Below are 23,748 nucleotides of genomic sequence, written 5' to 3' on the forward strand. Positions count from 1 at the left end.
CTCAAATAGATTGATCCTTAGGTAGACTAAATCCAAAAGTACTGCCTTCTCCTATAGCGCTTTTAACCCAAATATGGCCGTTTTGCGCCTCAATAAAGTCTTTAGAAATGGCCAGGCCTAAACCTGACCCCGATTTATTCTGACCATCCGTAGGCACCTGAAAGTACCGGTCGAACAAGCGTTTTTGATATTGTTCATCAATGCCCTTGCCGGTGTCTTTTACAGAAAATTCTACCTCGTTGCCCTTGTTGAGGACGCTGATAATCACTTTAGATTTTTCGGCGCTATACCTTAACGCATTAGATAAAAAGTTGACCAATACCCAGGCGGTTTTCTCCACGTCGGTAGTGACCTGGGGTAAGTCGGTGTCTTGTGCAACCTCCAGTGTTACGCCTTTTTGTTCCGCCTGGAACTTTACAGCGGCAACCGCATATTCAACAATCTCCATTGGTTTTACGGGCACAAAGTTAAGCTGAATGTTACCCGTCTCTACTTGGGAAAGCTCCAGCAGCTCGCTCGTGATCTTCAGCAGGCGGTTATTGTCTTCGTTAATGTGATTTATCAGTTGTTGTTGTTCAGAATTTACCTGGCCTACCCTGGAGTCATTAAGCAGCTTAAGGCTCATCTTGATGGATGATATCGGCGTTTTTAATTCATGCGATATCGTTGCTATAAAGTTCGTTTTGGCCTCATCCCGCTCTTTAAACTCCGTGATATTTCGGAGGATATATACCTTGCCCGCAGGCCTGCTCGCTATGCGTAAGCCTTCTTTTGACTGATCAATATTAGGCACGATAATATCGCTGCTTTGCAGGCGAAAGAACATCTCGCGCCCGTCTATAACAATTTTAAAGGATCCTATAGCAGAGTCATCCTTGAGTACAGAACGCAGCAGATCGTTACTATTTATTATTGCTGAAGCGTTCTTGCCAACAATTTTTTCGTCGTTGATGTTTAATGTTTTACGTGCAGCATCGTTTATAAAAAGCACATCCTGCTTTTCATTTAAACCGAAAATGGCATCCTGCATTTGCTCTATAATTGCTTCAATCCGGCGTTTTTCTGACAGGATCGTAGCCAGGTTGCTGTTCTCCCAGTCATTTAACCGCCCGGCCATCTGGTTAAAAGCTTGGGCAACTTCGGCAAATTCGTCCTGGTGTTCAAAATTCAATCGCTTTTTATAATTTCCTTCCCCAATCTCCCGGATACCTTCCAGCAGTTGGCGTAATGGGTTGGCTATGAATCCGGGGAAGTTGATGCTGAAACTAAACAGCACCAGAAAGGTAAATGAGCCAATTAAACTGAGCAGAAAAGTAGCCCGGCTAATAGCATGACGAGCATTAGCGTCCTTGCGTACAATGGCATTCATGTTTAGCAACTCTATCGAAGATAGTTCATCTCTTACCTGGCGGGCACTATTTAGATTCCCAGTAGTTGCAGGAGCTTCAGCAAGTTTACTGAAGGCGGCGCGAAGCCGTTTTGTTATGGTAGCTTCCCCCGGTTCTGTTACATTTGCTTCCTGCCTGGATAAGTAGCGGTTGAATTCAGCCTTCGCTTTTTCGCTCAAGGGAAGTTCATTTTTATCCAGCACATTGCGCATCTCTCTTGCAAAGCTTAACGATTCGTAATTATCCTTTAGGATCACTTTAGAATTCTCCGAAATATCGCGGATGTAAAAGAGTGCTGTTGCACCAAAAAACAGCACTACAATAAATAAAAAGCCGAAGCCCAGCCGGAGTTTAGTTTTAACTTTCATGATAGAATTACCAGGTCGGTTTCTGTTGCTGCAATTTTGTTGAGCAACTGGTTAAAGATAGCTGTTCTGAGTATCACTTGGAACAGATTGAGGTGCGGCTTACCAATGCAAATGGTGGTTACCTCCCGCTCTTCGGCTACCCGCATGATGGTTTGGGTGATATCGTCACTTTTAAGCTTTATAACTTCTGCACCTAATTCCGTCGCAAGTTTAAAGTTGTTGATCAGGAAGCGTTGCTTGTCTAGCTTTATCTTGTCCAAACTTTCGCTGCTGCTCTGCACGTAAAGTACTATCCATGGCGAGCGGTAATAAGACGCCAGTCGGGCGGTTTTGCGTATAACGGTTTTCGCAGTATCAGCGTTTGACGATATGCAGGCGAGGAATTTTTCAGGTCGTAACTTAATCTGCTTTGGAAGCTCTACATCTATTTTCCGCTCCAGGTGATGTGCTACTTCTTTCAATGCAATTTCGCGCAGTTGTAGTATTTTTTCGCTCCGGAAAAAGTTTTGAAGAGCGGTTTGCACTTTCGCCTTATCATAAATTTTACCTGCTTTAAGCCGGTCTATTAACTCATCTGCGGTAAGGTCGATATTCACAATCTCATCCGCTGTTTCAAGCACTTTATCAGGCACCCGTTCGGTAATGGAAATCCCTGTTATTTCTTCAATATCCTGGTTAAGGCTTTCAAGATGCTGAATATTTACAGCGCTTATAACGCTGATGCCAGCCTCCAATATGTCAAAAACATCCTGCCAGCGCTTATCATTTTTGCTCCCTTCGATGTTCGTGTGGGCCAGTTCATCCACAATCACAACTTCAGGGTGTCGGTTCAGTATCGCCTGCAGATCCATTTCTGCTAACTCTTTTCCTTTGTAATAAGTTGTACGCCGAGGTATTATGGGTAAACCTGCAAGTAATTCATGCGTTTCAGCACGATTGTGTGTTTCTATGTAAGCAATTTGTATGTCAATGTTATTTTTAACGAGTGCATGAGCTTCCTGCAGCATGCGGTAAGTTTTACCTACACCGGCACTCATGCCAATGTAAATCTTAAACTTACCGCGACGGCTTTTTTTTACCAGTTCAATAAAGTCCTTTACGGAGGTATCCTTATGCTGCTCTTCTTTCATACTGGTTAAAATGATACTGCAAAACTTGCCGTAATCAGGGGATTGGTGCTAATTGGGTTGCCAAAACGTGTAAACACATCATCTTTGCTGTCATAAACTTTTCCTTCTAAACGAATTATTGCATTGGTAACCGGTGCATAGTCCAGGTTTAATGAATAGCCGGTTGTTTTGAATCCGTTAGGTGTTCCTGTTGCTATAAATACACCATTTTTATCCTGGTAATATTCTACCCTGCCAGCCAGGGCCCATTTGGTGGCTAACTGGTAGCGCATTATCGCTACCGGCGAAATTACGTGATAATGTTCGCTGCTGTTTTTGGCTTGTTGCTGTGAACCGTAATCGAAGCCCAGTGTCAAGCCTAATGACCTAGTTATCTGAAATATTCCGTAAAAGTTATTGTAGAAACGTTTTACCCCAGTTGAGTCGGCGCCCTCAACACCCAGATAATTGCTGTAATTTAAAGTAATGTTGCTTGTTGGTTTATAACTCATTTGTAAGCCACCCGCCGGTTTACTGTTAGCATCCTGGCGCTGAATACGTTGCCAGCCATTTAGGTATAAACCCGATAAAGTTAACTTTCCATCAGTGGTAATGTAAGTTAGTTTTGCACCAGTTTCGTAGTAAGGTGTATTATCAGATGCGATGTTACGGGTTAGTACCCAACAGTCTTTTGATATCGCGCTCTCAAAACCTATATGCGATGAAAAAACACCTGCATCAAGCCATAGGTTGGACAACTTCACGCCCGCATTAGCTTCAAAAATATTCTTTAAAACGCCGGTTTCAGCAGAAAGGTTGGCATTGCTGTAAGTACCTGCCATCAGCGCGACGTTTGCTCTAATTAAACCGTTATCATAATTCGCTTTAATAAAACCGAGATTAAGATTCACCTCATTATGGCGGTTGTGCGAGTAAACAAAGCCAGGGCGGGCATTTCTTACCGGGCGGTTAAAGTCAAAGCCGTAATAAATTTCCGCATAACCACTGATGGTTAAATTACTTGTTTTGACACTGTCTTGTGCCTTTATTGTTATAGCAGCTAACAAGATTGCTGCACTGAATAGAATTTTTTTCATGTTCTTATTAATTCCCTACAGCGTTTGCTGTAGGGGTGATATATAGGTAGAATAAGGGCCCTTATTTTTTAAGCGCATCAAGCGCAACGTTCAATTTTAATACGTTTACTTTCGCGGGACCAAACATTCCCAGCAAGGGAGTTTCAGTATGTTGAGATACCAGGTCTGTTACTTTTTGAACTGATAGCCCGCGGTTGTTAGCTACCCTTTCAATTTGAATCCGTGCTGCTTCGGGCGAAATATCAGGATCAAGGCCACTGCCCGAAGCAGTAACCATTTCGGCTGGGATATCGCTCCTTTTCAAATAAGGATGATACTTGAGTAAGGTGTCAATGCGATTATTCACATCTTTCAGGTAATCAGGATTAGTAGGGCCTTTATTAGAGCCGGCAGAACCTGCGGCGTTGTAGCCAACTGCCGATGGCCTTCCCCAAAAGTATCCCGGGTTAGTAAAGTTTTGGCCTACATTGGCATAACCCACAACTTTACCGTTGACGGTGATGGTTTCACCATCGCCTTTTCCTTTGGACATTTTGCCGGCAAATGTTATAAGTACAGGGTATACTACGCATAGCAGTACTATTAGTACGAGGGTAAGGCGTATTGATGTTAACATGCTTGTTTTCATTATACTAGAAGATTAAGGAGATAACCAGGTCTATAAGTTTTATGCCGATAAACGGCGCTACAACACCACCCAGACCATAAATAAGCAGGTTGCGGCGTAACAAAGCGCTGGCGCCAATAGGTTTGTATTCTACACCTTTAAGCGCAAGCGGTATAAGTATCGGGATGATAATTGCATTAAATATCACCGCTGATAGTATCGCGCTTTCCGGACTATGCAGGTGCATAATGTTTATGCTTTGCAAGGCAGGTATGGACGCAATAAACAATGCTGGCACGATAGCAAAGTATTTAGCTACATCATTTGCTATGGAAAACGTTGTTAAAGTTCCGCGGGTGATAAGCAATTGTTTGCCAATTTCTACCACCTCAATAAGTTTGGTAGGGTCGTTATCCAGATCTACCATGTTACCTGCTTCTTTTGCTGCCTGGGTGCCGCTGTTCATGGCTACGCCTACATCTGCTTGTGCGAGAGCAGGGGCATCGTTAGTACCATCGCCCATCATAGCTACAAGACGGCCGCTTAGCTGCTCCTGCTTAATGTAGTTCATCTTGTCCTCGGGCTTAGCCTCCGCAATAAAATCATCTACACCGGCTTTTTCGGCTATGAATTTTGCTGTAAGTGGATTATCGCCGGTCACCATCACCGTTTTAATACCCATTTTGCGCAGGCGCTCAAACCGTTCGGCAATGCCAGGCTTGATGATGTCCTGCAACTCTATTGTTCCGAGGATAACTTCATTTTGGGCAACCACCAACGGAGTACCACCATTTGATGCGATTGCTTTTACCCGGTCCTGAACTTCGTCCGGAAATTTGTTGCCCGCTGAAGTAGATAACTTTAACATCGAATCGAAAGCGCCTTTGCGTATACGAATGCCATCCGGAGTATTAATCCCACTGGAACGTGTCTCGGCTGTAAAGTTGATGAACTCCGCTCCTGCAGGTGCTACATTGGTTATGCGTGTAGTGCTTTGTTGTGCTAGTTCAATAATAGATTTACCCTCTGGTGTTTCATCAGCCAATGAGGATAATACAGCCGCTTTTACCAGATCTTCGGGCAATATGCCGGGAGCAGGCCAAAATTGTGTTGCCTTACGGTTGCCTATGGTAATAGTGCCGGTTTTATCAAGCAATAATACGTCTATATCGCCTGCAGTCTCAACGGCTTTACCAGATTTGGTTATAACGTTTGCGCGCAGCGCCCTGTCCATTCCCGCTATACCAATGGCTGATAAAAGGCCACCGATAGTAGTAGGGATTAAACAAACGAAGAGCGAGATTAGCGCAGCTATAGTAATAGGGGTGTTGGCATAGTCGGCAAAAGGCTTTAAGGTTACACAAACGATAATAAAGATGAGTGTGAAACTTGCCAGCAAAATAGTAAGTGCTATTTCGTTGGGTGTTTTCTGGCGGGATGCACCTTCTACCAGCGCAATCATTTTATCTAAAAAACTTTCCCCTGGCTGTGTGGTAACTACTACTTTTATTTTGTCGGATAAAACTTTTGTGCCGCCCGTTACAGATGACTTGTCACCTCCTGCTTCGCGGATAACCGGAGCTGACTCGCCGGTGATTGCCGACTCATCAATAGTTGCTAAACCTTCAACAATCTCACCGTCTGTAGGTATTGTATCACCTGCTTCGCAAATAAAAACTTCACCTTTCTGCAGCGTACTTGACGAACGCTGTTCAACTGTACCATCTTTTAGTACAACATTAGCAGGAGTTTCTTCACGGGTTTTACGGAGGCTGTCTGCTTGTGCTTTACCACGTGCCTCTGCAATAGCTTCTGCAAAGTTGGCAAACAACAACGTAAGCAGGAGTACCACAAATATTACTACGTTATAAGCAAATGACCCCTGGCCGTTGTGCGTAAAGCTGTAAAAGCACATGTACAGCATAATGAGTGTACCAATCTCCACGGTGAACATCACCGGGTTGCGCATCATTACTTTAGGATTCAACTTTATCACCGACTCCTTCAAAGCGCTTTGCACCAAAGCCGGTTCAAATAATTTATTTTGAGTTTTCATGGATCTTATTTTAGGTCCTTTTTAATAGATAGTGGGAGCTTAGTGCATTGAAAAATATTCGGCAATTGGCCCTAATACCAATGCAGGGAAATAGGATAATGCATTGAGTACAAGTATTACCGCCAGGGTCATCATTCCGAAAGTCATCGTGTCTACCTTGAGGGTACCGGCAGATTCGGGGATAAATTTCTTCTTGGCCAGTAAACCAGCTACAGCTACAGGGCCAATAATCGGCAGGAATCGGCCCAATAAGAGTACTATACCTGTGGTTACATTCCAGAACACGTTGTTGTCACCCAAACCCTCAAAGCCCGATCCGTTGTTGGCATTTGCAGATGTATATTCGTAAAGCATCTCTGAAAATCCGTGATAACTTGGGTTGTTTAACCATGCAGATGGTTTTACCGCCCAATCGGAATTGCCATGGTTCATGAATACGTAGCTGGATAATGCAGTGCCGGCCATGATCAAGAAAGGGCTAAGCAAAGTTATTAGGGCAGCGATCTTCACTTCGCGAGCCTCTACCTTGTGCCCTAAAAACTCCGGCGTGCGCCCAACCATTAATCCGGATATAAAGACGGCAATGATGAGGTAAATAAAGTAGTTAAGAATACCAACACCACAGCCCCCAAAAAAGCCGTTAATCATCATGGCGAGTAGCTGCCACAGGCCGGTGAGTGGCATAGTACTATCGTGCATTCCGTTTACCGATCCGGTAGATGTTACCGTGGTAAGTGTGCTCCAGTAAGCAGTGGCTGCCGGCCCGAAGCGAACTTCTTTACCCTCCATGGCGCCGGACGCTTGCGTGATGCCCATTTTAGACAGGTTAGGATTGCCGCCCAATTCGCTTGTGACAGATGGTGCCATAAGCATCATCACGCCGAGCATCATTACCGTGAATATTACCCAGCCAAGCTTTTTGCGCCCAATAAAATAGCCGAAAGCAAGTATCATAGCAATAGGAATGATCATCTGAGAGATGATCTCTACCATATTAGTGAAGTAATTGGGGTTTTCAAGCGGATGAGCGGAGTTTGCACCAAACCATCCGCCACCATTAGTTCCCAGGTGTTTAATTGCAATCATCTGCGCAGCTGGCCCGCGTGATACGTTTACTGTGTCTCCCTGTAAGGATATAAACTGGTCTTTACCGGCATAGCTTGATGGCGTACCATTAAATGTTAGGATCAACGCTACAACAACCGATAAAGGCAGCAGCAGGCGAGTAATTGCTTTTACAAAGAAGTTCCAAAAATTACCAACGTCAGTAGTTGTTTTTTCTTTAAATGCTTTAAAGACGGCCACAGCACAGGCAATACCTGTTGCCGCACTGGTAAAGTGCAGGAACATGAAGATGAAGTGCTGCGTTAAATAAGTAGCGCCGCTTTCGCCACTATAATGCTGTAAGTTGCAGTTTACTACAAAGCTAATGATGGTGTTAAAAGACAAATCGGCCGTCATACCCGGGTTACCATCCGGATTTAATGGCAGCTTATCCTGGAACATCAGTACAAAAAAGCCATATACCAGCCAAAGCAGGTTAATGGTCATCATGGCCTTCAGGAACCGTTTCCAATCCATTGGCTCACTAGGATTAATACCGCTCAGTTTGTAAATGAAGTTCTCGAGTGGGCGCATAAAGTCCGTCCATACCCGTTGGCCGGCAAACATCTTAGCCAGGTACTTACCAAGTGGGATGGCGATAACCAGCGTAATGGCGAACGTGGCAATTATGCCTAATAGTTCAGTGTTCATTGTGTAGATGGGTTAAAAATTCTCTGGTTTAAGCAGTACATATATCATGTACATGAATACTGCAATGGAAATGATAAATAATGCAATCATGGCAGACTAAATTTTTTCGAACCAGTTGATAGTTTTACATGCAAGCCACCATAAGAAGACGATGGCCAGAAAAAGGATGATAGTGATCATACGTGTATTATTGTTTGATCACCCTATGCCAATAGGAATGCCGATTTCAGTAGACCAACATCAATAAACTGTTTATCAGTTAGTTAGTTATTGATGTTTATTTACAGCAACAAAAAACCTTTCCATAATGGAAGGGTCTAGTATCGTTTTGGAAGGATTTTTAAATGAAGATCAATGGTATGCTTTGACCATTGTCTTGCGAACTTTACCCTAACTGGTACTCTTCTATCTTTCTATAAAGTGTAGTGAGGCCGATGCCAAGTAAGCGAGCAGTTTCGGTTTTGTTGCCGTTGGTGTAAGCGAGCACTTTAACAATGTGTTGTTTCTCTACACTTTGGAGATCGAGCGCGTTGGAGTTGGTCTGGTTGTTAAAATTCGGAGGCAGGCTGTAACGGTCGAGTATATTATCAGAGAGAATCACAGCACGCTCCATTACGTTTTTTAATTCACGGATGTTACCTTTCCAGGAATGCTGTTTTAGCTGATCCAAAAAGTCATCATTCATGGTTAACTGATGACCGGCCTTATCTGTGAATTGTTTGAGGTAATATTTGGCAAGCAGCTCCACATCGCCTTTGCGTTCATTTAACGATGGTAAGGATATAGTAAATACCGATAGCCTATAATACAGATCCAGCCTGAACTTGCCTTCTTCAGCTTCCTTCTGAAGGTCACGGTTAGTGGCTGCCATAATACGGATATTTACCTTTGTAGCAACGGTATCTCCAACTTTAACAAATGTTTTGTTCTCCAGCACACGCAGCAGTTTGGCCTGTAGTTCGAGGCTCATCTCACCAATTTCATCCAGGAATATGCTACCGTGATGGGCTTCCTCCAGCAAACCTTTCTTGTCTTTTACAGCGCCGGTAAATGCCCCGGCCTTGTATCCAAACAATTCGCTTTCCAGTAATTCGGCGGTAAAGCTGCTACAGTTAATAGCCACAAAAGGCATCAGCCTTCGTTCACTTTCATAATGTATAGCTGATGCAAAAACTTCTTTACCGGTACCGGTTTCGCCAAGCAGTAGTACCGTAGTATCTGTAGCAGCCACGCGACGTGCAAGGTTGATGGCGTCCAACAGGGGTTTGGATTGGCCTATGATCTGCGCAAAACTGAACTTGCCCGCCACTTTTCTCTCTGCTTTATAAGCGTTTTGCTGTAAAATGGCCTTTTCTACAGCTTGATTGAGCAATGGGATGATCTTGTCATTATCATCACCTTTAACAATGTAGTTGAACGCGCCGTTTTTAATTGACCTTACACCATCATTAATGGTGCCGTAAGCAGTAAGGTTAATTACTTCAACATAGGGTTTTTTAGTTTTAATGGTATTAACCAGGTCGACACCGTTTACATCAGGAAGCTTAACATCACTTAAAACAACCTGTACATCTTCCCGCTCCAGTATCTTTATACCGTCTTTGCCATTATAAGCCTGCATAACCTTAAAGCCTTCCAGACCAATGATCCGGGCAAGCAGGTCATTAAGTTTTTTTTCGTCGTCGATAATGAGGATGGTTGCCAGCATTGTGAATGCAATAATATAGATTATTGCTGGGTTACAAAGGCCTTCTGAAAAATAGCTGGCCTTGTCCTGCCTGCTACTTCGTGAACAATTCCACTAAATCCACCTCGCCGGTTTTGTACTTGTCTTTGCAGGCGTATTGCTCATGATCAGCGTACATCGCTCAATAGTAAAACGTATGGAGCACTAAGTAACTGCAGTTCGTTGGTGTTAGTTTTGCTTTGCGCAACTTATCAGAATATCCCTATCTTGTTCTAGGCGATATGCTATGTGCAAGATTGGCCGTATCGTCGGTGATAGTCTAACGCTTAGGAGGGCCGCCAGGCGCCAGCCGAATCCCTTATGTTACTTTTAATTTTACAGGATGACTGATACTGATATTCGGGCGACCGATGATTACCTTACCGAACTGTTCCCACAATTTGAACCTGAACTGAAAAGGTTTTTAGGTGATCATGCTAAACAAAATGCCTTCAAGGCAGGTGAACTGCTGATGCAGACGGGCCAGTATATGAAAGCCACGATGCTTATTGTTACGGGTAGGGTGAAACTGTATCGTCAAGGCGGAGACGGAGGTGAATTTTTCATATATTACCTGGAGCCGGGTAACGCCTGCGCGCTGTCGATGATCTGTGCCACCAAACAGGAAACCAGCCAGGTGATAGCTAAAGCTGTGGAAGATACCACCGTATTAATGATACCGATCAGTTACATGGACGACCTGATGCGCCAGTACAAAACCTGGTATTATTTCGTACTCGAAACCTACCAGGCCCGGTTTGAGGAATTGCTCACCGTGATTGACGATGTAGCATTTCGCGCTATGGATGAGCGTCTGTTTTTTTTACCTGCAAAAGCAGTATCGCCAGATAAAATCTGCGGAGCTCAAACTTTCCCACAGTGAGATAGCGGCCGATTTAAATTCTTCACGGGAGGTGATCTCGCGTTTGTTAAAGAAAATGGAACAACGCGGAGAGGTTCGCTTGCATCGCAACTGGATTAAATGGTTAAAAAAAGGCGAAGTGTGACTAAGTCACCGTGATCCTACCCCCAAGCCGCCATCTTTGACTCACAATTCAAATGATGGAAATATTAGCTTATATCGCGTCGGCTTTGATCGGCATTTCATTAGGCCTTATAGGGGGCGGCGGATCGATATTGACGGTACCGGTCCTGGTGTATCTGTTCGGCCTCAATCCGGTTTTGTCTACGTCTTACTCCCTTTTTATTGTCGGCTCTACCAGTCTGGTCGGCGCTATAAACAGTTACCGCAAAGGCTTGGTGCGTATCAAGACGGCCCTGCTGTTCGGCCTGTCTTCTATAACCACCGTACTCCTGACACGCAGATACCTGATCCCAATTATTCCGGACCAGCTACTGATGATCGGAGGCTTCAGTGTAACCCGCGATTTAGCAACCCTGGTGTTATTTGCGACACTCATGATCGCCGCGTCGTTAGCAATGATCGGCGATAACAACAAGCTTAAGTCTGGTGAAACAAGTAAAAAAGGGGTACATATACCCAGATTGCTGTTAACCGGTGTAGCGATAGGCCTGGCAACTGGCCTACTCGGTGCAGGTGGCGGGTTTCTGTTGATACCCACTTTGGTACTGCTCATTGGCTTACCGATGAAAGAGGCTGTCGGCACATCTCTGCTGATCAGCGTACTAAACTCACTGATCGGTTTTATAGGTGACCTGGGCCACTTTGACATTAACTGGTTATTCTTGCTTAAGATCACCGCCATTGCCATTGCCGGAATAATCGCCGGCGAAGCGCTCAGTAAACAGATAAGCGGCCAAAAATTAAAAAAGGGATTCGGCTGGTTCGTGCTGATGATGGGCACTTACATTATTGTTAAAGAACTCTTCTTAAAAAAATACACGCCAAAAACTTTCAAAAACAACAACCGGCCGGACCTTGCCCAAAAAGCAGCGCACCTTACACAGGAAGAACTGGCTGGTACATTATACGACTCCTTGCGCAACAAGATCATGCCCCTGAATGATGACATCATCATCTATCCTGCGCATGGTGCAGGTTCTGCCTGTGGTAAAAATATGAGTAGGGAAACCACGGACACTTTGGGTAACCAGAAAAAATACAACTATGCGCTGCGGGGAAATATGACGCGGGACGAATTTATTGTGGAGGTAACCCGCGGCCTTATGCCTCCACCTGCTTATTTTCCGATGAATGTGAAAATGAACAAAGAGGGCTATAAAAGCATAGACGCCATCCTTAGCCAGGGAACTACCCCTTTGTCCGTGCAGGCATTCGAAGCCGCTGCCAATGAAACAGGTGCTATTGTGCTGGATACCCGCGCTCCTGAGGTTTTTGCCCGGGGATTTATACCCAAATCTATCAATATAGGAATTGAAGGTAGCTTTGCACCGTGGGTTGGTGCCCTGATAAGTGATATTAACCAGCCGATTTTGATTGTTGCTGAAAATGACCAGGTGGAAGAAGTAGTCACACGGCTGGCCCGTGTAGGTTACGACCATGCTTTAGGTTATTTGCAGGATGGTTATAAGGCCTGGATGGCAGCAGGTAAAGATACCGACAAAATTGAATGTTTGTCTGCTGAAGAGGTTGAGAATTTGAAACTAAGTGTTAGGGAGGTGAACATCCTGGACGTACGTAAAGCCAGTGAATTCAATTTGGAACATATCATTGGCGCCGAGAACGTCCCATTGGATAATATCAATGATCACCTGAGCCAGGTGGATGAAAACAGAACCTATTATGTACATTGTGCAAGTGGCTACCGGTCCATGATCTTCATTTCTATCCTGAAAGCACGGGGGTACGAACGCCTAATCAATATTAGCGGGGGATTTAAAGCACTTAAAGAGACGGGTAAGTTTAACATCAGCCCGTATGTTTGCCCCAACACGATGCTTTAATTTAATACAAAAACGAAATGTTCGAAATACTTAAACAACCCTGGCCCTGGTATGTATCGGGCATAGCCATCGCCTTTATTATGGTTCTGTTGCTTTACTATGGCAAGTCCTTTGGCTTTTCTTCCAACCTAAGAACGATTTGCACCCTGGCCGGTGCAGGAAAGAGGAACGCCTTCTTTGATTTTGACTGGAAGCACCAGCGCTGGAATTTATTATTTTTACTGGGGTCTATCCTCGGCGGATTTTTAGCATCAACCATCCTGAAAAGTGATGCGCCCTTGAAGTTATCTGCAGTCACGGTGCATGATCTGAGATCATTAGGTGTCTCTTTTGATGGTGGCTTTAATCCGTCGGCTATCTTTAACTGGCATTTCGCTGCCAGCCTCAAGGGTCTGTTGATCTTATCAGGCAGCGGTTTTTTAGTTGGTTTCGGTTCGCGCTATGCCGGAGGCTGCACCTCGGGGCATGCCATCAGTGGTTTATCTAATCTCCAGCTACCGTCGCTCTGGGCAGTCATTGGCTTTTTCGCCGGCGGACTGCTCATGACACACTTGATATTACCGTTAATATTTTAACCATGAAAGGACTAAGATTCATAATAGCCGGGATTATATTCGGTATCATCATGGTGAAATCCGAAGCAGCTTCCTGGTACCGTATCCAGGAAATGTTCCGGTTTCAATCGTTTCAGATGTATAAGATTATCGGCACAGCCGTCGTGCTGGGCATGCTGTCCGTTTACCTTATTAAGCGTTTTCACCTAAAAGATCATACCGGCCAAACGATCAAATTTCAACAAAAAGACAAACGCTGGCCTAAATATGTTATCGGTGGTACTATTTTTGGCTTGGGCTGGGCGCTGACAGGAGCCTGCCCCGGGCCCATGTTTGTTAATTTGGGTTTTGGCTATACTGCCTTTGTAATGGTCATTATTGGCTCGTTATTGGGTACCTATGTGTATGGCCTTATCAAGGACAGGCTGCCACATTGAACGCGCCGTGGATGCAATTACATTCATCAGGTGGCTCATATGGTGTTGTTTTAATCATAAGTGTACTTGCCGAACAGTTCAGCCAGCAACTGACCAGCGCTAAATTAAAAAAGGCTGTATCCACTTTAAAACTAATGAGCCCTTGCCACTGGCAGGGCTCCAAGCCCTCGTCACGGCTGCGCCGTACATATGCCGGCATTGATAGCACAAGTCAAAAAAATAACGGACGTTGCTACTCAGCACTTTCAAACCGCCCGCTGGTTTCGCCCAACCGAATCCGGTAAATGACCAACTCAACGTTGGTACCCACATCGCTTTCCTTTTCGGTGATACCGTGTGAGGGATGACCCTCCGGCTTCGTGACCAGCGGCATGATCCGGTGGATGATGCCCTGCATGGTCTGCTGTTTTTCTTCTATATCGGTGATCTCCTCAAAGGTGCCCTGAGCTATCACACTTTGCCAGTTGAACACACTCCGGATGTCATCCACCGCAAAGCAGACTTTGGGGTTTTCCCGCATCATGCGGATCTTCTTGCCCTCACCGGAATGAGCGTAAATACACCCGTCACGGTACACATAGTTAATGGGTACCAGGTAGAGTTCGCCCTTACTCTGGCAGGCGATACGGCCGACCACCTGCTCGTTCAGCAGGCGCTCAATCTGTGCGTGATTCAACTTTCCTAACATAATCTTATTGCTGAAAGCAAAGGAGCCGAGCCATAATGGTGCAATGTCCTTCACCAACAAAATTACAACAACAACTACAGGTCTGGGATGATCAGGGTATGCCGCTGAAGTGATGCTGGTCACTTTTGCCCCGGCCGGCCTTACCCTTGGGCTGGTTTAATGTTTTGAAAAGTGTTCAGAGGCGGTTACGTGAATGATATCGATCAATAAATTGACTGCTGCTGGTCATTATAGCGGGTGAAAGAATGAAGGATCTTTGAGCATGGAAAAGATCATGGTAACCACTGATATGTCTGTTAATTCAAAGTCAGCCCTCCGGTTTGCAGTTCAGCAAGCCGTAGCCAGAACGGCTGAGCTAGAGATCGGCTATGTCTATCATTTAATCAAACCGTTCAACTGGTCGCCACTAGCTTTCGAGATTTACACGACCGATTATAAACGCACCATGCGGAAAGAACTATCTGCTTTCGTCCGGGGGATTTTACGCCAGGTTGGCAATCCTTCCCTGGATTACCGACTTGCATTGATTGATGACAGTGACGTCACCGAAGGGATCATCCGGCATGCAGTAAAAGAACGCTGTTCCTTTATTTGCATCGCTACACGCGGTGCCGGGCCTATTAAAAAGCTATTTGGCACGCATACCAGCAATCTTATTGGCCGTTCGCCCGTGCCGGTGCTAACTATACCAAGTCATTACCGGCTAAAACCCCTGAAAACGCTGCTTTATGCCAGTGATCTTACGGATTATAAAAGAGAATTGAAACAGGTCATTTCTTTCGCACAGCCCGTCAATGCCAACATTCAGCTATTGTACCTTAAGGAAAGCTACGAAACTGACCCCACCCCTGAATTGGTTTCGGCCGCCTTAAGCAAACAGATCAATTATAATGTCGAGGTGATCGTAAGCGATCGAAAAATTGTTCATACGCTTTTGGATGATATCGGCAAGATGCTGCGCAAGATCAATCCGGACCTGTTGGTTTTAGTCACGCATCAGGAGAGGTCCCTGACCGAAAAACTTCTTTATCCTTCAAATGCCAAGAACTATTCTTTTAAAGGAAAATTACCGTTGCTGACATTCCCGAAGTTACCGGAATAGCCGCTGAGCCGGCATGGCTATTATCTTTACGAGTAAGCCGACCATTCCACATATGGCTCACGCTATCTATCTGAAGTATTCTTAGACATTCTAATTTGTTTTGTAAAACAAAACAAACAGTGGTCATCAGCTACGGCGCGTTCCACGCCTTCTTTGAGCGGCATGTCGGATGCACGGAGGCAATAAGCGACTGGTACCGGATGGTGCCACATCGGGTTCTAATTCCTATAAGCTAAATTGTGGGCAACTAACAACCACCGTCCGAAACCGCATTCTGTTTAAAGCGTAATCACCTAAATCGTTCACACGGAAAGATGCGCCATAGATGACGCCCTGAAATATTGGTGATTTTTGACAATTTGGGAGGCCTTAAAAACAAAAACCCTTCAAATATCTAAATTTGAAGGGTTCTGCACATTTGTGAATGTATTTTGCGGAATGGACGGGACTCGAACCATTCAGTTATCGTAAAGACTATCAATAATTTATGTTTTTAAATATCCCGTTGGTAACCGATTAGGTAACCGAATATTTTAATATCAATTGACTGGTTTTGAAAGAACTACAATATAAATATAGCAAGAAAAGGTTTAAAATCCAAACTTTATCTTTTAAATATCACTGATTAGAAGTTAGTGTGTAAACCTGGTTGAAGTTATATAATTTGCTTACCACTACATGAGGTATTACGTCACTTAATAATCTAGTCTAATTCGTAAATACCAACAAAAACATCGGTACTACCGAAAAGCTTGTCATTAAGTACAATTTGCTATTACCAGATTTGTATAAAATAATTCAAATCATGGCAACAGAAATTATAACGAAAGAAGATCTCAACGAATTCAGGGAACTGTTATTAAACGACTTCAAAGCAATTCTACAAGGAAAACCCATCGCTGAGAACACTAAGTGGCTCAAAAGCTACCAGGTAAAAAACATGCTTAAGATTTCGCCGGGAACTCTTCAAAATTTAAGGGTCAACGGCACCATTAATTATACAAAGATTGGAGGTATCCTGTATTATAAGTACGAAGACATTCAGCGTTTACTTGAGGGCAACCATAAAAGAAAATAAAGTTTGCATTGAATTAACTTTTAAGGAAGCATGCTATTAGCATCAACGAATTGGGACTGCTTATAGCAAGCACTAGAACCTAGCTTATACAATGCTTTTATCGCTTCGGCCTATTTGGTTTCTGCTCGTTAGCTACAGCCACCTCGGTAAATTCAACCATATCTTTACACCAATCAGGGATTAGCTGCTCCTTAAAGACTACTTTCCCGTTTTTAAGAGTTAATAAAAGCTGTGGCTGTGTATTAATTGCCAGATTGCTATTAATGCCTGAAAGAAGCATAACTCCGTCAAAGTAATTCGAAATTTTAAGCATGTTTTGAGGACCCTGCTCGAAATTGATTTTGATACTGGCCGCATCTACAAAGTGTCCTTTCTGTTTTACACGCAAAGCTACCCGGTCCATTGAAGCAGCTATATCTGGCAGTAAGAGGTAGATGAGCCGGGTTTCGTATCCTGCACTTTTAAAGAGCTCAGCACTCTCTGATAAAAAATCGTTCCGTAGATTTGTCTCTACTGTCAGATGCAGGCCCGTACCTAGTGCCTTAGTTTGAAAATTGAGGTATACCCTGTTTACCGCTGATTCGAGTGCCTCCTCCGCTATGTCAGGGAATTGCTTCTCAATTTTAAACTTTTCAATATCCGGATCGAAAATTAACGTACCAGGCCGAGAAAAGAAAGTAGAAAAAGTGCTTTTACCAGCACCATTCGGACCTGCCACCACAGTAAAAACCGGCATGCGCTATCGCTTTTTTACAATATGTTCCTTGCCGGTTTCCATGTCATACGCTACCGTTTCCTGTGAGCCATCTTTGTACTGGTGGATAAAAGTATTTGGCAATCCTGCAGGATAAGAAAGATACAGTCCATTTTCCAGCGCCTTATTCACTAGCTGCTGTGAAGGGAGCTCTAAATATTCAGAAAATTGAGAAGCGTTCATTTCAAAAACATCAGGATGACTTAGGTCATCCATTAGCTTATAAAGCTCGCTGGCTTTATTAATGCCGAATTTAAGTGTTTCCCATTCCTCTAATGGAAGGAAAACGCCGCGTGGACGTTGTCCATTATCAAGTATTACTTCCATAGGAGCGCTTTAAATAACAATCAAATATAATCATATTTAACAAATGTTATGCCCAAGGGTTAGCAGGTTTTTGGGAGAGTATGCCGGTTAACTGTTTCGATCCTGATTATATTCTCATGCATAAACTGACTCAAAAGATTGCCTTAATAACTCTAATGCTTTCTTTTGTTCCCTGACTTTGCCAACACGTATAGCATCAACTAATGCCAACATATTATAAAGCTTTTCATCAGCCAGAGCTGCTTTAACCTGGTTAGGGTAAAGCGGGTTTATTGCCTGGCCTTTTACTTTTCCTTCAGGGCTTGCCCAAACGTAATGATCTTCTGCAATAAAATAATCTTTGAGAATAGGCGCACTATGTGCTGTAGGTACTCCCCTTACAACCGCGCCAGGTTCCGCAGGAAAAACAAATTTCAAGCCATGCTCAATAAAGTTATATAAAGCTGTTTTAAAAACGACCCGTTTATCAGGGCTGATCAGTTTGGCGATCATGGACCGGTTTAAAGACTCACTGATCTCCGAATTACTAATAAACAAACTTGCGGCAAGGTCTTTATTTAACCAATCCCTATCGGATGCGATGATTTTCAGAAGCACCACCAGATCGTGTGGCCTCATGCCGTTATGTGCCTTCATATACAAATTTACCATTTACTCTTCAATTCGCAAATCGCGAATTATACCAATATTTAATTTAGCCTCCATTATCTTTTGTTCGTTCTGGCCTTTCTTTGACGGTGCCTGTTCCTGCCGTGAATTGCTTCATCATCGATATCATCACTTATCTCTATTCTTGGGTTGCTTTGTAAATCAGTACCAGTGTAACTATTGCTATCAGTATCAATATAACTATCGTCCTTAATATCTTTAGCGCTACCTGTTGACTGGTTACCGTCTTCTCCAGATCGGTTATCCGTTGTGCGTTTATTTGCTGGCTGTCTTTCATCTCCCGAAGAAACTTCGCGCTCGCTGTCGCGTTTAGTTGCATTTGGGCTAACGTTTGAACCAGTATGGCCTGGTTGTCTTCCTGCTGCGGTTTGTCCTTCAACTGATTTTCCGGCTGTAGTGAGTTCGCCGTATCTTGCTTTTGTAAGATCGTTTGCGCGGCTAATTGCCTTGCGGTCTCTGTCTTGCTCATAGTCAATAAATTTAGTTAGCTCCGCCCACTTGAACCGGTTACCTAATGCCTGGCCCTTGATCTTAAAATCATTGATAAAATAAGTGATGCCGCTTATCCTACCGGTGCTGGCCTGGTTAAAGAGCAAGTATATACCAGCTTGCTCACAGCGTTTAATAAATTCTTGAAGAGATTGATGGTTTTTAAAGATGATCGGCTCAAGCAAGGCTTGTAAAAGGCTTTTATCTGAAGGAATACCGGTACGCACCGCCTTTTCGATTTCGTTCTTGGTCAGAGAGCGCTGGGTTGCACGGTTACGCGGTTCAATTGTTCTTTTGCGATAAAGTTCTGCCGTTAGCTCATTACTTTGTTCGCCGGCTCCAAGGTTAAGTTGATTTTTTGATCCAATGTTATCTTGTGCTAATGATATGAGGTTATATTGTTCTTCCAGCTTTCTTAACGCAGATAAACTTTTCCTGTAATTATTGCTGTCGGATACGACGCTGCCATCGTAACGGATACGGTTGACCAGTAAGTGAACATGAGGGTGGTCTGCATCATTATGCCGGACGATCAGGTACTGGTTATCATCATACCCCATGGCTTTCATATAGTCAAAAGCAATGTCCAGTAAATTCGCGTTAGTCAGGTTCGTCGGTTTCTCATCATTGGAAAAATTGAGGCTGGTGTGCCAAACGTATTTGCCCAATGTCGGCCGCAGCTGCCTGATCAGTTCCACCTCTTTCTTTATATCGCCCGGCAATAGGGAAATGAAGCTGGTCGCTAATAACTCGGCTTGTTGCTTCCTATCCGGGTGATTCAGCTTTTTTAGGTTATAAGCTAACGCACCTATAAAGTTTGATCCGAACTTTTCAACCGCGATCATCCAGTAAGTGCTTAATGATGGTTTGCTGCTGGGCAAACAGCGCATTTAGTACCTGTAGCAATCCCACTGCCAGTTTGCCGGAATTCACCTGCCTGGTCAGTTGGTTCAGATTTACGCCGATGCGGTTGAGTTCAGCGTATAGCTGGACGGTGATTTTCGGAGGCAGGGCTTTAGGGTAATTGCCCGAGAAAAGTCGTTTCCTGACCATTACGGAAACATGCTGGCGGCACATGATGCTGAATTGTTCCAGTTGCCGCAATTCGCTTTCGGTCAGGCGAACTACGAGCACTTTGGATAGCTTATGTTCTTTTTCTTTTTTTGGCCGGGCCATTTTGCTGCATTGATTAGAAGCAAAGCTGGGGTTTAAAAAAATGCGTTTATGACAAGCATTTCGGTAGTACAGAAACATAATTTTCGGGCGGATGCAAAAACGCTAATATCCACCTCTTCTTTTATTGGTCTGCGGAACGAAGTGAGGTAGCAATTAGGAGCACACCGAACGAAAGCAAGTCGTTTTGGTATTACCAAAACATAACTTGCTTAAACTGATTACTTAATTTTTTAGTTCTGAATATAGATAGGTATAAAGGTTTTATTATTTTATCCATTTGAATTCTTTGCACTTCAAAATTTCTCCAACATGTTTTGGTAAATCGCCAAAAAGATTTTAATGGCATTGTACAAATTAGTTAGGCTGGCTGCTAAATTTTCGAAGGATTTATTAAATACCCATCTATCGAAAAACATGCACTTTCATAATTTATCACATACCCAGTATGTGGTAAACGCAGTTACAGAGATCGGGTTTAAATGCAAGATAAGCGATCTCGAAATGGTTATTGTACAAACCGCTGCATGGTTTCATGATACCGGTTATTGCTATGCTTACCTTGGCCATGAGGACAATAGCATTGGTATTGCAGCTACTTTTCTAAAGCAGGTAGATGCGGCTGCAAGTTTCACTAATGATATTTTAGCTTGTATTGAAGCTACTAAAATGCCGCAAGCGCCACAAACGCTTTTACAACAAATAATGTGCGATGCTGATATGTTTCACCTGGCGGATGATGATTATCCAGCTTATGCGGAGCGCCTCCGCAGCGAATGGGACCTTGTTTTAAACCAACGCTATACTGATGAGCAATGGGGTAAAACAAATCTGAATATGCTAATACAGCATAAATACTTTACAGATTTCGGAAAAACCGAATTACAGGAGCACAAGCTTGCCAATATAGATATGCTGTTGAGATAATTACAGTAGCGAATACTGCAATCCTCTAACTTTAAATATTAAATTTATAAAGTGAAAATACTTATTGTAGAAGATGAGACCGGTCTGCGCGATAGCATTGAGGCCTACTTTACCGGCAGCGATAGTATCTGCGAAACAGCAACCAATTTTACGACGGCACTGGCTAAAGTAAGCGTTTATCGTTACGACTGTGTGATACTTGATCTTACACTGCCTCATGGGAACGGTTTGGATATTGTAAAGCATTTAAAAGAACATAGTCATAATGATGGTGTGCTCATCATTTCGGCTAAAAATTCACTGGATGACCGCCTAACTGGGCTCGACCTCGGCGCCGACGACTACCTCACTAAGCCATTTCATTTGTCTGAATTGAAATCCCGGGTTACGGCCATTGTCAGGCGAAGATCTTTCAACGGAAGCAGTCAGCTTAAATTTAATGAGATTAGTATCGATCTGGATGCAAAAGTAGTAAGAGTGAACGAGGCGGTAGTAAAATTTACTCGTAAGGAATATTCATTGTTAATTTACTTCATTGCCAATAAAGGAAAGGTGGTATCCAAAAGCGCCATTGCTGAGCACCTTTGGGGTGATAGTATCGATATTGCCGATAATTTTGATTTTATCTATTCACATATAAAAAATATCCGCAAAAAATTGGTTGAGGCCGGCGCAAAAGATTATATCCATGCAGCTTATGGCATGGGTTATAAATTCACCGATGCATGAAATTACTTACTAAATATAACCGGATCAATATAGGACTTACCGTTATCATCATGCTGGTGACAGGCCTCATCTATTATTACACAATCAGCCATATTTTAACTGGGCAGATAGATAAGGACCTAGTATTAGAAGAGAACGAAGTGTTTAGCTATGTAAGCAAAAACCACCGCCTGCCCGATGTTTATGAAAGCAATCATCAACAAATAATTTTCACCCCGTTAAAAGAAGAGAAAATAAAACGCCGTTTTTTAGACACCACCTACCATGACTCGGACGAAAAAGATCTAGAGGCCGGCCGTGCACTGATCAGTTCGGTGGTAGTCGCCGGCCGCAATTACAGGGTACTGGTAACGCAAAGCAAGGTGGAGACAGAAGACCTGATCCAGATCATCTTTTTGATCACTATTGGAGTGATCGTTGCCCTGCTTGCCATCTTACTCATTCTGAACAGGGTGATCTTAAAAAGTATCTGGAAGCCATTTTACAAAATTCTCCTGCAGTTAAAAGATTTCAGTTTGGCTAACCATGCCAGTATTTACTCCACCCCGTCGAACATAGACGAGTTCGCAGAGCTTGACCAGGCGGTAATCAGTATGGCTGACAGGGTAAAAAGCGATTATCAAAACCTGAAAGTATTTACTGAAAATGCTTCTCATGAATTGATGACACCCATATCCATCATCAATTCCAAACTGGATACCCTTGTGCAGACCGATGAATTTACCGATAGGCAAAGTAAGCTGCTAAACGACATATACGGCACGGTATCCCGTTTAACCCGACTGAATAAATCGATGTTGCTCCTTGCTAAGATCGAGAATGGGCTGATACATGATCAATCAGACGTTAATTTGAAAGCGGTTCTGGAAGAAGCCCTTTACCAGCATGAAGAACTGGTAGAGCAGTTAAATATCCGGTTAACGATCAATATGCACGATAAAACGGTTCAGGCAAATAAGTCGCTTATGGAAATCATGTGTAACAACCTGCTTAGTAATGCAATCAGGCACAACCACCAGAATGGCGAACTATCGGTTTATCTCAGCCAGGATAAACTAATCATCAATAATACCGGCAAAGGCAGTTTTGATTTTAAACAGGTAATAAAAAGATTCCATAAGTCTGATGGATCTGAGGGTATAGGTCTTGGCCTAACCCTTTGTAAACAGATATGTGACAACTATGGATTTACACTTTCTTACCAGCCGGATGGTAAATTACATACCTTCTTGGTAATATTTAATAATCCCAATTCTCTACAGTATTAGTCCAGATTGTTCACAGCTTTTGCAAATAGTTTAGTGCAAAATGATTAAATATGAAATACACTAAAACAACAGCAGCTATTTTTATAGCAACAGGCATGGGCTTGACAGCGATAGCCCAAAAAATCAATTCAAAACAAATACCTGCAGCGGTTAAAGCATCGTTCGCCAAAACTTACCCGGCGGTAAAAACTATTAAATGGGAAAGAGAAAAGGGCAACTTTGAAGCAGGATTTAAACAGGGCAACAACGAAATGTCGGCAGTTTTTAAGGCTGATGGCACGCAGACAGAATCTGAAATGGAAATAAGCTCGGCTACCCTGCCTGCCCCGGTTTTAGCCTACGTGAAGCAGAACTACAAGGGAGCCACAATTAAAGAAGCCGCAAAGATCACCAAAACCGATACCGGAGAGGTTAATTACGAGGCCGAGGTTCAAGGCAAAGACTTGCTTTTTGACCATACCGGCAAATTCATTAAAATAGCCAAAGACTAACAGCAAACATGCCCATTTATTAGCCGATTGTGGCCTGTTAAAATACTGCGGGTAAAATTACCCGCAGTAT

The 23,748-nt window shown here is 43.5% G+C and carries 24 protein-coding genes; 11 read left to right on the forward strand and 13 right to left on the reverse strand.

The window, feature by feature from the left end:
• Position 1 precedes the first annotated feature (1 nt).
• From AC59GT_RS14185 to AC59GT_RS14215, 7 genes are all read right to left on the reverse strand, one after another.
• Entirely contained in the window at positions 2-1,756 is a 1,755-nt protein-coding gene (locus AC59GT_RS14185) for a HAMP domain-containing sensor histidine kinase (RefSeq protein WP_497238241.1), read from the reverse strand.
• Positions 1,753-2,886: a sensor protein KdpD gene (locus tag AC59GT_RS14190; protein WP_497238242.1), complete on the reverse strand. Its 1,134-nt coding sequence runs from the start codon at positions 2,884-2,886 to the stop codon at positions 1,753-1,755. The genes AC59GT_RS14185 and AC59GT_RS14190 overlap by 4 nt, the downstream gene beginning before the upstream one ends.
• Before the next feature lie 5 nt (positions 2,887-2,891).
• Entirely contained in the window at positions 2,892-3,962 is a 1,071-nt protein-coding gene (locus AC59GT_RS14195; RefSeq protein ID WP_497238243.1) for a porin, read from the reverse strand.
• A 61-nt stretch (positions 3,963-4,023) separates the two neighbouring features.
• Positions 4,024-4,590, reverse strand: a complete 567-nt coding sequence (locus tag AC59GT_RS14200; protein WP_497238244.1) for a K(+)-transporting ATPase subunit C — start codon at positions 4,588-4,590, stop codon at positions 4,024-4,026.
• A 4-nt stretch (positions 4,591-4,594) separates the two neighbouring features.
• Positions 4,595-6,625: a potassium-transporting ATPase subunit KdpB gene (gene kdpB, locus AC59GT_RS14205; RefSeq protein WP_497238245.1), complete on the reverse strand. Its 2,031-nt coding sequence runs from the start codon at positions 6,623-6,625 to the stop codon at positions 4,595-4,597.
• A 39-nt stretch (positions 6,626-6,664) separates the two neighbouring features.
• Complete coding sequence (gene kdpA, locus AC59GT_RS14210; RefSeq protein WP_497238246.1) at positions 6,665-8,380, reverse strand: potassium-transporting ATPase subunit KdpA; 1,716 nt, start codon at positions 8,378-8,380, stop codon at positions 6,665-6,667.
• A gap of 385 nt (positions 8,381-8,765) precedes the next feature.
• The gene (locus AC59GT_RS14215; protein WP_497238247.1) at positions 8,766-10,088 is read right to left on the reverse strand and encodes a sigma-54-dependent transcriptional regulator; all 1,323 of its coding nucleotides are present in this window, start codon (positions 10,086-10,088) and stop codon (positions 8,766-8,768) included.
• A 361-nt stretch (positions 10,089-10,449) separates the two neighbouring features.
• Between AC59GT_RS14215 and AC59GT_RS14220 the strand changes: the two genes are divergently transcribed.
• Genes AC59GT_RS14220 through AC59GT_RS14240 form a run of 5 tightly spaced genes read left to right on the forward strand, consistent with a single transcriptional unit; the run spans position 10,450 to position 13,983 of the window.
• Positions 10,450-10,989 (forward strand): Crp/Fnr family transcriptional regulator, encoded by a 540-nt coding sequence (locus AC59GT_RS14220; RefSeq protein WP_497238248.1) that lies wholly within the window; start codon positions 10,450-10,452, stop codon positions 10,987-10,989.
• Positions 10,913-11,113: a helix-turn-helix domain-containing protein gene (locus tag AC59GT_RS14225; protein ID WP_497238249.1), complete on the forward strand. Its 201-nt coding sequence runs from the start codon at positions 10,913-10,915 to the stop codon at positions 11,111-11,113. Before AC59GT_RS14220 ends, AC59GT_RS14225 begins: the two co-directional genes overlap by 77 nt.
• Before the next feature lie 52 nt (positions 11,114-11,165).
• Positions 11,166-12,992, forward strand: a complete 1,827-nt coding sequence (locus AC59GT_RS14230) for a TSUP family transporter (RefSeq protein ID WP_497238250.1) — start codon at positions 11,166-11,168, stop codon at positions 12,990-12,992.
• A 17-nt stretch (positions 12,993-13,009) separates the two neighbouring features.
• Positions 13,010-13,567 carry a YeeE/YedE family protein gene (locus tag AC59GT_RS14235; RefSeq protein ID WP_497238251.1) on the forward strand — a complete coding sequence of 186 codons (558 nt, stop codon included), beginning with the start codon at positions 13,010-13,012 and terminating at the stop codon, positions 13,565-13,567.
• A gap of 2 nt (positions 13,568-13,569) precedes the next feature.
• Positions 13,570-13,983, forward strand: coding sequence for a DUF6691 family protein (locus tag AC59GT_RS14240; protein ID WP_497238252.1), 414 nt, complete (start codon positions 13,570-13,572; stop codon positions 13,981-13,983).
• 232 nt (positions 13,984-14,215) lie between these two features.
• Here the strand turns inward: AC59GT_RS14240 and AC59GT_RS14245 are convergent, their stop codons facing one another.
• The gene (locus AC59GT_RS14245) at positions 14,216-14,794 is read right to left on the reverse strand and encodes a pyridoxamine 5'-phosphate oxidase family protein (RefSeq protein WP_497238253.1); all 579 of its coding nucleotides are present in this window, start codon (positions 14,792-14,794) and stop codon (positions 14,216-14,218) included.
• A gap of 139 nt (positions 14,795-14,933) precedes the next feature.
• On the opposite strand from AC59GT_RS14245, the gene AC59GT_RS14250 reads away from it, so the two are divergent.
• Both AC59GT_RS14250 and AC59GT_RS14255 read left to right on the forward strand, forming a co-directional pair.
• A complete protein-coding gene (locus AC59GT_RS14250; protein ID WP_497238254.1) occupies positions 14,934-15,773 on the forward strand; it encodes a universal stress protein in 840 nt (279 codons plus the stop codon).
• An 805-nt stretch (positions 15,774-16,578) separates the two neighbouring features.
• The gene (locus tag AC59GT_RS14255; protein WP_117383072.1) at positions 16,579-16,851 is read left to right on the forward strand and encodes a helix-turn-helix domain-containing protein; all 273 of its coding nucleotides are present in this window, start codon (positions 16,579-16,581) and stop codon (positions 16,849-16,851) included.
• A gap of 97 nt (positions 16,852-16,948) precedes the next feature.
• Here the strand turns inward: AC59GT_RS14255 and AC59GT_RS14260 are convergent, their stop codons facing one another.
• From AC59GT_RS14260 to AC59GT_RS14280, 5 genes are all read right to left on the reverse strand, one after another.
• On the reverse strand, positions 16,949-17,587 hold the full coding sequence (locus AC59GT_RS14260) for a zeta toxin family protein (RefSeq protein ID WP_117383071.1): 639 nt from the start codon (positions 17,585-17,587) through the stop codon (positions 16,949-16,951).
• A gap of 3 nt (positions 17,588-17,590) precedes the next feature.
• Positions 17,591-17,932 (reverse strand): hypothetical protein, encoded by a 342-nt coding sequence (locus AC59GT_RS14265; RefSeq protein WP_117383070.1) that lies wholly within the window; start codon positions 17,930-17,932, stop codon positions 17,591-17,593.
• 114 nt (positions 17,933-18,046) lie between these two features.
• Positions 18,047-18,568, reverse strand: coding sequence for a hypothetical protein (locus tag AC59GT_RS14270; protein WP_117383967.1), 522 nt, complete (start codon positions 18,566-18,568; stop codon positions 18,047-18,049).
• A 68-nt stretch (positions 18,569-18,636) separates the two neighbouring features.
• Positions 18,637-19,935: a relaxase/mobilization nuclease domain-containing protein gene (locus AC59GT_RS14275; RefSeq protein WP_497238255.1), complete on the reverse strand. Its 1,299-nt coding sequence runs from the start codon at positions 19,933-19,935 to the stop codon at positions 18,637-18,639.
• On the reverse strand, positions 19,922-20,266 hold the full coding sequence (locus tag AC59GT_RS14280; protein WP_165852054.1) for a plasmid mobilization protein: 345 nt from the start codon (positions 20,264-20,266) through the stop codon (positions 19,922-19,924). The genes AC59GT_RS14275 and AC59GT_RS14280 overlap by 14 nt, the downstream gene beginning before the upstream one ends.
• A 414-nt stretch (positions 20,267-20,680) precedes the next feature.
• Between AC59GT_RS14280 and AC59GT_RS14285 the strand changes: the two genes are divergently transcribed.
• The 4 genes from AC59GT_RS14285 to AC59GT_RS14300 are packed head-to-tail and all read left to right on the forward strand — an operon-like array spanning position 20,681 to position 23,678.
• Positions 20,681-21,190, forward strand: coding sequence for an HD domain-containing protein (locus AC59GT_RS14285; protein WP_117383067.1), 510 nt, complete (start codon positions 20,681-20,683; stop codon positions 21,188-21,190).
• Positions 21,191-21,241: 51 nt separating this feature from the next.
• Complete coding sequence (locus AC59GT_RS14290; RefSeq protein ID WP_117383066.1) at positions 21,242-21,919, forward strand: response regulator transcription factor; 678 nt, start codon at positions 21,242-21,244, stop codon at positions 21,917-21,919.
• Positions 21,916-23,187, forward strand: a complete 1,272-nt coding sequence (locus AC59GT_RS14295) for a sensor histidine kinase (protein WP_117383065.1) — start codon at positions 21,916-21,918, stop codon at positions 23,185-23,187. The genes AC59GT_RS14290 and AC59GT_RS14295 overlap by 4 nt, the downstream gene beginning before the upstream one ends.
• A gap of 50 nt (positions 23,188-23,237) precedes the next feature.
• Positions 23,238-23,678, forward strand: coding sequence for a PepSY-like domain-containing protein (locus tag AC59GT_RS14300; RefSeq protein WP_117383064.1), 441 nt, complete (start codon positions 23,238-23,240; stop codon positions 23,676-23,678).
• Positions 23,679-23,748: the final 70 nt, after the last annotated feature.

The organism is Mucilaginibacter sp. 320_HR, from assembly GCF_059691875.1.